This is a genomic window from Streptomyces monashensis, from assembly GCF_001866665.1.
In the GTDB taxonomy this organism is placed as follows: Bacteria; Actinomycetota; Actinomycetes; order Streptomycetales; family Streptomycetaceae; genus Streptomyces; species Streptomyces monashensis.
In genome coordinates this window covers 1-6,973 of sequence record NZ_MLYO01000179.1, presented here as the reverse complement: position 1 = coordinate 6,973, position 6,973 = coordinate 1, and the positions used below count along the sequence as shown (strand labels likewise).

The following is a 6,973-nucleotide window of genomic DNA, read 5'->3' as shown; positions in this document are numbered from 1 at the left end:
TGACGAAAGACATAGAGGCACCCCCCCACCGCACCGTGCCCAGAACAGATCGTCGTCCGGAGACGGCGAGCCGGGGCGCGCTCGGCGGATGCGCCCGTCGGCGGAGACGATCTCGATTTCACGCAAGTGGTCGCACGCCAGCCCCCACGTGCGCCCGGAGGGGCCGTGTTCCGTCGACGCTGCGCTCCGGCGGGCACAGCACGGCCTACCCCGAGACCCGCGACCTACCTGCCCCTGGCCAGTGCCCACCCGGCCACCACGGGCGTGACCAGCTACACCGGCACCGCCGGCTCCGGCGCCACCCCCACCCGCACCCTCTGGCACGCCGAGTCGGGCCGCCAGTTCTCCGTCACCGTGGCCCTGTTCGCGGAGCACCCGGCGAAAGGCAATGCACGAAGATCGGTGTCGAGACCATGGGCGAGTCGGTCCCGACACCGACCCGGCCTTATGCGATACCGAACACGCGCTCAGCCGTGCGATGGCCGATCGCCGTCCGCTGATCGTCGGTCAGCGGGACGTCCCGCAGGAAGGCTGTGGCAGCCGCCGGGTCCTCGTACGGACTGTCGATCGCGAACATGATTCTGTCCTCGCCGACCGTGCGCAGGGCCAGGTCCAGCACGTCCGGATCGTCGATGCCGCTCGTGGTGATCACGAAATTGCGCCGGAAGTACTCGCTCGGCATGAGCGACAGGCGCGGCATCGGCGTGGCCGCCCCGATCGTCCGCATCGCGAACGCGTGCCGGTTGTCGATCCGCCGCAGCCAGTACGGGATGCCTTCGCCGAGGTGCCCGAGCACGACGGTCAGCCCCGGGTGACGGTCCAGCGTGCCGCTGAGGATGAGCCGCATGGCGTGCAGCCCGGCCTCGGCCTGGTAGCCCCAGATCGCCCCGGGCATCCCGTAGTCGCGGTAAGCGCCGAGCATGCTCGGCACCCGCGGGTGCAGGTACACCGGCGCCCGGTGTGCCTCGGCCGCCTCCAGCAGCGGCGCGAACTCCGGCTCGTCCAGGTACCGCCCGCCGGTATGCGAGTTGATCATGATGCCGTTGAGCCCGAGCGGACCCATGGCCCGCTCGATCTCGGCGGCACCCGCGACCGGATCCTGCGGCGCCACCGTGGCCAGCCCACCGAACCGGCCCGGGTGCTGCCGCACGATCGCGGCCAGCGCGTTGTTGAACTCCCGGGCCAGCGGCACCGCGTCGGCCGCGGAATAGGGCTGGACGCCGGGCGGATTCAGGCTGAGCACCGCCATGTCCTGTGCGAGCACGTCCATCTCCCGCAGCCGGGCGTCGAGATCGATGAGCCGAGCGCGAAAATCAGGAGGGTTTTCCACCATGCGCATCAAGGCCATCTCGGTCTCGTCGCCCGGCACGACGTCCAGGCCGTGCGCGACGCGCAGGAACGCCTCGGTGGCCATGTGCTCCTCGACCGCGATGACCCTCATGCGCGTCGCCCGCCGTCGACCGACATCGCGATCCCGGTGACGTAGGACGCGGCATCCGAGCAGAGCCAGACCGCGGACGCCGCTGCCTCCTCCGGCGTGGCCAGCCGACCGAGCGGCGTGACCGCCTCCTGCCGCGCGATCATGTCGGTGCCGGCTGCCACCTGTGCGAACCCGGGAGTACGGGTCGGGCCGGGACACACGGCGTTGACCCGAATGTGGTCCGGTGCGTAGTCGACCGCGGCGACCTTGGTGAGCCCGACGATGCCGTGCTTGGCGGCCACGTAGGCGGGGGCGGTCGGAATCGCGTACAGGCCGCCGTTGGAGGCGATGTTGACGATCGCGCCGCCACCACGACGCCGCAGCGCGGGTAGTTCGTACTTCATGCACAGGAAGGTTCCGGTCAGGTTGACGCGGGTGACGCGCTCGAACTCGGCCGGGTCCATCTGGTCGAGCCTGCGGTGGTGCGATGCCATCCCGGCGTTGTTCACCGCGAAGTCAAGGCCGCCGTACGTCGCGACCGTGTGCTCGACAGCCGCCTGAACGGCGCGTTCGTCGGCGATGTCCACGGTGACGGCCAGAGCTTCCCCGCCGTCCTTCCTGATCATCTCGGTGGTCTCGGCGGCCCTGCTCGCGTCGATGTCGAGCACGGCCACCGCTGCGCCGCTGCGGGCGAACTCCAGCGCCGCCGCGCGGCCGATACCGCTGCCGGCGCCGGTGACCAGGCCCACCTTTCGGGAGACGCCGCTCATGAGAGCGGCTCGTGGTTCGCCCAGCCGACCTTGTACGGGTGCCGCGACTGCCAGCGGTCGATGACCTCGTGGATGCCGGGTGCGGTGAACGCCTTCGCCAGTGCCTCGGTGTCGGCCACGGTGAACTGCACAAGGGCAGTCGCGATCAGAGCCGGAATGGCCTCTTCGCCGGGGATGGGAATGTGACGCCGGGCCACGACCGACTGTACGAATCCACTGTCGAGCATGACTCGTTCGATGTCTGCGAGGTATTGATCGAGCTCGGCGGCGGGCAGGGGTCGGTCGAAGGAAACAATCATCGTGTGGTTGATCATGTCTCGATTCTCACTGCCCTACACCACCGGCGTCCAAGACCGGTTCGGCAATCAGCGATAACCTTCAGGCATGATCGACCTGGAGACCCGTGAGCTCGAGTACTTCATCGCACTCGCCGACGAGCTGCACTTCGGCCGGGCCGCCGTCCGGCTCTCGATCGCCCAGCCGGCACTCTCCAAGGCCATCCGGCGGATCGAGAACCGGCTCGGTGTCCCGCTCTTCATCCGCTCCAGCCGGCACGTCGAGCTCACCCCGGCCGGGAAGGCGTTGCAGGAACACGGCCGGCACGCGCTCAACGCGCTCGGCGCCGCCGTCAGGCACGCCCGGCGTGCCGCCGGCACCCCGGCCCACCTCCGGCTCGTGCTCAAGCCAGGCGGCGACGCCGGCCTGCTGTCCAGGATCCTGGCCGAATACGCGCACCAGCCCGACGCCTGCCAGGTGGACATCCTGTTCAGCGGCCCCGCCGACCGCGCGGACTTCCTGCACGACGGGCGGGCCGACGTCGGCCTGCTCTATGCGCCGTTCGACGACCTCGACGGCCTGGCCCACGAGACGCTGCACACCGAGGACCGCGTGGTCATCGTCCCTTCCGGGCACCGGCTCGCCGGGCACGCTTCGGTGCGCATGTCCGATCTGGAAGGTGAGACGCTGCCGCGCTGGAAAGGAGTACCAGGGGGCGACGGCACCGGTCCCGAGGTCGCCGACGTGGTCCAGATGCTCCAGATGATCACGGTGAGCCGAATGATCGGGGTGCTGCCCCGCTCGCTGGTCGATCCGGTCCCGGCCGACCTGGTCTGCGTCCCGGTGACGGACGCGCCGCCCAGTCGTCTGGTGCTCGCCTGGAACGAGCAGGACCGCCGGCCGCTGGTCGCCTCGTTCGTGGCCGCCGCCAGTCGGGCCGCGCCCGCACACAACCCGGTCAGCCCTTGACGAAGCCAACGCGCCGCCCCGTTCCGGATGGTGGCAGCCGAGGCCTCCACCAAACCAGGGGCAGCTCAGTGGCCTTCGGGGACCCAGTCCGGGTTGCGCGCTCCGCGTGCCCACGGTCTCCTGACCCAACCGTGATCAACTGGCAACAGAGCGGCGACCGGCCAAACAGCCCAACCGACCCGTCTGACTGTCCCGTCCGGCCTGATCACCAGGGGTGGTGGGTGTCCTGCCAGCGCGACGCGACAGCGGCCGGTGGCGCCGTCGTAGACGGCGCAGGCGCATGTCGCCGCGTGCTCGCCGCAACCGCCGACGGGCAACTGGTCCAAGCGGGTCAGGAGTTGGCCGGGGGGCAGGCCGGCTGAGAGGAGGGCTTGCGCGCAGGAGCGGTAGCGGCCCATCGCGGCGGCGGCCTGTACGCCGTGTCCGATCACGTCGCCCATACTCAGGCCGATTCTGCCTTCGGGGAGCAAGACCGCGTCGTACCAGTCGCCTCCTGCCAAGGTGTCGTCCTCGGCGGGTTGGTAGCGGGAGGCCAGGTCGAACCAGTGAGCCGACGGTAGCCGAGTGGGCAGCAGATGGCGCTGGAGGACGAGCGCGGCCAGTCGTTCACGCCGGTAGAGCAGGGCATTGTCGATCGCGGTGGCGGCACGAGCCGCGATCTCCTGGGCCAGCAGCACCTCATCGCTGGGGAGGGGGGGCATCCTGCCGGAGGAAGGTGACCGCTCCGAGTACGGCGCCGCCGGTGATCAACGGCACCGCGACGCCATACGGCGAGGCCGTCTCGCTGTTGTCGTCCTCCGTCGCCTCGAACACCACAGGTTGCATCGAGGTGACGCACCCGACAACCGCCGGCCGTGCCGGTCGTGGGCACGGCAACTCCTCTTCCGGACGAGGGCTGTGGGCGCTCGAGGGGAGCGTCAGGGGACGGAAGACCAGATCCGGTGAGCCGTCGCACCGCGTGTCCGACGGCACCGCTGCGTGCGTCTCGGCGAGGGCGGTGACGGGTCTGACGGCCTTGTCCAGCAGGTCGACGCCGACCGAGTCGCTGAATTGCGGAACGCACACCGCGGCCAGCTGGCCGGCCACCGCACGAAGTTCCAATTGCCGGCCGAGCCGGGCACCCACCCGCCCCAACAGGTCCAGTCGACGACGGCTGCGGGCCACATCCAGCAACTCCCCTGCGGAGTCCTTCAATTCGTGGACGAAACCCCCCTGTCCCTGTGATCGTCCCGTCAGCGTCCCGGAGTGGGAACAGGGTCCCGACGACGGCGATCGGCTCACCGTCCGGACGCAGCGCCGAAGCACGAAGGTCGTCGATGGTCTCACCGTGGTCCAGGACACGGCGCAGCACGCTTTCATACGCCTGCGCGTCAGGCAGGTCGAGGACGTCGGCGACGCGGCGGCCCAAGTGCTCGCCGACGGGCTTGCCGTTCAGCTGAGCGCCTGCGCGGTTGATGAACCGGTAGCGCAGTTCGGTATCGAGCACACTCAGGCCGATGGGCGTGGCGTGCACGAGACGCTCCACGGCCGCCGGATCGCACCCGCCTGTCGGCTGCTCCGCACGCCTCGCCACGACAAGCACACCGGTGCCGTCCGCCAGCGGCACCGCGACAGGATGCCAGCTGACGCTGCGGCACGTACCGTCGCGTCGGCGAAGTCAGTCGGTGCGCGCACCGCCGGCGGTGCGCAGCAATGCGCGGACGAGCGCACGTCCGCGCACCGTCACCTGATCACCGAGCAGGGCCGAGTCCTGACCGACGATCTCCCACCCCGGGTAGCCCGTCAGAGCCTGTACCCCCTCACTCCACAGCTGCACACGTCCGTCCGGGGCGATGAGCATGGTCGCAAGGGTGCCGTGACCAGGGCGCGCAACGGAGGCGGTGCACGGTGAGTCGGCCGGCACGCTGCGCCACTCACCGGCCGCGGACGAGGGATCAGCCATGCGCACCATCCTGCCCGTGAGCAGATCCGTACGAGCGCACGGACACGGCGCACGGTAGCGACGCTCCGCGCCGGGAGCTGTCGGTGAGCTCGCACTGCACGCCACCATCGACGTCGCTTTCTGCCGTTAGCGGGGACGCTGTTCCCGGGAACTCGCGACAGTTGGACAGGCGACCGCACCAGGAGAGGCCGGTGACTACGTTGGCTGCCGGCGGCGGCTCACGGACCGGGGCGGGCACGACCGCCGGTGCCCCGGCGCTCGTCTTCGTCCCTGAGCAGGATCGACAGCAAGGCGGCGACTGTCAGGCCGGCCTCGGCCGGATGACGGAGGACTCTACCCGAGTCGATGCTGTACTGATTGGTGCGGCCGTTGCGGATGTGGGAGAGGTACCCGTCGCGTTCGAGGTCCGCGATGATCTTCTGGACGGCGCGTTCGGTGAGTCGGCAGCGAACGGCGATGTCGCGGACGCGCGTGTTGTGGTTGTCGGCGATGCTGGCCAGCACGCGCGCGTGGTTGGTCAGGAACGTCCACCCGTTGTGTGGCTCAGGTACTCCATGGACTTCCGCCATGTCCACGATGCTACGACCGTTTGTTCGCGCCATCAAAAACACGAACATCGATTCGTGCAGGTATTGACGGGTTATGGGGGGCGGGTGAGTCTGGAGGAAGGACATCCGCAGCACCGGAGGAGGCGAGCATGACGCTATCGGCCCAGGACAACGCGTCCGCGAGCGACGACGCCGGCTGCACGCCGCCGTCTGTCAGGACTCTGCTGGTACAGGCGGGGCCCAGCGGTACCCGCGTGATCGTCACCGTGACCGGGGAGTTCTGCCTCGACAACAGCCAGACCCTCAAGCGCGCCCTGGACGACGCCCTCGCACGGGCCGAGGAAGGCGTAGACCTGGACCTCGGCGATCTGCACGTCGTGGACTGCTCCGCGCTCAACGTGCTCCTGACCGCCCGCCGCGACGCGCTCACGGCGGGGAAGTCAGTCAGCGTGACCGCGGCCAGCCCCGCCGCGGAACGCCTGCTGGCCTACACCGGCACCCACACTCTCTTCTCTCCCGTCGACGGCCACACCGTGCCATCCTGCCAGGGCCCTGGGACACCCTGCGCAGATGCCGACGACGGACTCTTGCGGACCGAGGTCGTCCAGCTGCGGCGCGCATTGCGCACCCGGCCGGACATCGACCTGGCCCGCGGCATCCTCATGGCCTCCTTCGGCCTGGACGCCGACGAAGCCTGGGACGTTCTGGTCACGGCATCCCAGAACACCAACACCAAACTGCACCGCCTTGCCGAGGACGTGGTCACCACCGTCCAGGGCGCGCCCCTGCCCGACCCGGTCCAAAAGCAGCTGACCCGGGCGGTCACCCGGGCCCGCAGCACCGATCGCCCTGCGCAGCACCGCGCCCGTACGGCGCGGGCACGCCGCACCGTGTTTCAGGGGCACGAAACGTCGTAACCGCTGCGAAGTCACGCACCGCGTCCGGAAGCACTCACGGAGAGCGGACCCTTCCCGGGCCGCGATGGGCTGTGCCCGTAGGCCCTCCTCGCCCTCCTCGCCCTCCTAGGCCGTGTTTTAGGAAGCGCGGG

At 69.8% G+C, this 6,973-nt stretch carries 9 protein-coding genes and 1 pseudogene; 2 read left to right on the top strand and 8 right to left on the bottom strand.

Annotated elements, in window-relative coordinates; translation table 11 throughout:
* Positions 1-445: 445 nt before the first annotated feature.
* The 3 genes from BIV23_RS45100 to BIV23_RS45090 are packed head-to-tail and all read right to left on the bottom strand — an operon-like array spanning position 446 to position 2,504.
* Positions 446-1,414 carry an amidohydrolase family protein gene (locus BIV23_RS45100; protein WP_245790957.1) on the bottom strand — a complete coding sequence of 323 codons (969 nt, stop codon included), beginning with the start codon at positions 1,412-1,414 and terminating at the stop codon, positions 446-448.
* A 23-nt stretch (positions 1,415-1,437) separates the two neighbouring features.
* Positions 1,438-2,190, bottom strand: a complete 753-nt coding sequence (locus tag BIV23_RS45095) for an SDR family NAD(P)-dependent oxidoreductase (protein WP_071386784.1) — start codon at positions 2,188-2,190, stop codon at positions 1,438-1,440.
* Complete coding sequence (locus tag BIV23_RS45090) at positions 2,187-2,504, bottom strand: hypothetical protein (protein WP_071386783.1); 318 nt, start codon at positions 2,502-2,504, stop codon at positions 2,187-2,189. Before BIV23_RS45090 ends, BIV23_RS45095 begins: the two co-directional genes overlap by 4 nt.
* 70 nt (positions 2,505-2,574) lie before the next feature.
* Between BIV23_RS45090 and BIV23_RS45085 the strand changes: the two genes are divergently transcribed.
* Complete coding sequence (locus tag BIV23_RS45085) at positions 2,575-3,435, top strand: LysR family transcriptional regulator (protein ID WP_071386782.1); 861 nt, start codon at positions 2,575-2,577, stop codon at positions 3,433-3,435.
* 65 nt (positions 3,436-3,500) lie between these two features.
* Here BIV23_RS45085 and BIV23_RS53020 read toward each other — a convergent pair whose 3' ends face one another.
* From BIV23_RS53020 to BIV23_RS45065, 5 genes and pseudogenes are all read right to left on the bottom strand, one after another.
* The gene (locus BIV23_RS53020) at positions 3,501-4,112 is read right to left on the bottom strand and encodes a PP2C family protein-serine/threonine phosphatase (RefSeq protein WP_245790956.1); all 612 of its coding nucleotides are present in this window, start codon (positions 4,110-4,112) and stop codon (positions 3,501-3,503) included.
* 1 nt (position 4,113) lies between these two features.
* Positions 4,114-4,629 (bottom strand): hypothetical protein, encoded by a 516-nt coding sequence (locus tag BIV23_RS53015; RefSeq protein WP_245790955.1) that lies wholly within the window; start codon positions 4,627-4,629, stop codon positions 4,114-4,116.
* 25 nt (positions 4,630-4,654) lie between these two features.
* A pseudogene (locus BIV23_RS54250) lies at positions 4,655-4,948 on the bottom strand (PAS domain-containing protein); the annotation flags it as partial.
* Between the two features lie 144 nt (positions 4,949-5,092).
* Positions 5,093-5,275: a hypothetical protein gene (locus BIV23_RS50015; protein WP_143079285.1), complete on the bottom strand. Its 183-nt coding sequence runs from the start codon at positions 5,273-5,275 to the stop codon at positions 5,093-5,095.
* A 320-nt stretch (positions 5,276-5,595) separates the two neighbouring features.
* Positions 5,596-5,946, bottom strand: a complete 351-nt coding sequence (locus tag BIV23_RS45065) for a MarR family transcriptional regulator (protein WP_071386778.1) — start codon at positions 5,944-5,946, stop codon at positions 5,596-5,598.
* 128 nt (positions 5,947-6,074) lie between these two features.
* On the opposite strand from BIV23_RS45065, the gene BIV23_RS45060 reads away from it, so the two are divergent.
* Positions 6,075-6,842, top strand: coding sequence for an ANTAR domain-containing protein (locus BIV23_RS45060; RefSeq protein ID WP_071386777.1), 768 nt, complete (start codon positions 6,075-6,077; stop codon positions 6,840-6,842).
* The last annotated feature ends 131 nt before the right edge of the window (positions 6,843-6,973 follow it).

Bases quoted from the DNA above. Each gene is read 5' to 3' on its own strand.
- BIV23_RS45100 (WP_245790957.1), bottom strand. From the start codon at position 1,414: ATGGCCACCGAGGCGTTCCTGCGCGTCGCGCACGGCCTGGACGTCGTG.
- BIV23_RS45060 (WP_071386777.1), top strand. From the start codon at position 6,075: ATGACGCTATCGGCCCAGGACAACGCGTCCGCGAGCGACGACGCCGGC.
- BIV23_RS45065 (WP_071386778.1), bottom strand. From the start codon at position 5,946: ATGGCGGAAGTCCATGGAGTACCTGAGCCACACAACGGGTGGACGTTC.
- BIV23_RS45095 (WP_071386784.1), bottom strand. From the start codon at position 2,190: ATGAGCGGCGTCTCCCGAAAGGTGGGCCTGGTCACCGGCGCCGGCAGC.
- BIV23_RS45090 (WP_071386783.1), bottom strand. From the start codon at position 2,504: ATGATCAACCACACGATGATTGTTTCCTTCGACCGACCCCTGCCCGCC.
- BIV23_RS45085 (WP_071386782.1), top strand. From the start codon at position 2,575: ATGATCGACCTGGAGACCCGTGAGCTCGAGTACTTCATCGCACTCGCC.
- BIV23_RS50015 (WP_143079285.1), bottom strand. From the start codon at position 5,275: ATGCTCATCGCCCCGGACGGACGTGTGCAGCTGTGGAGTGAGGGGGTA.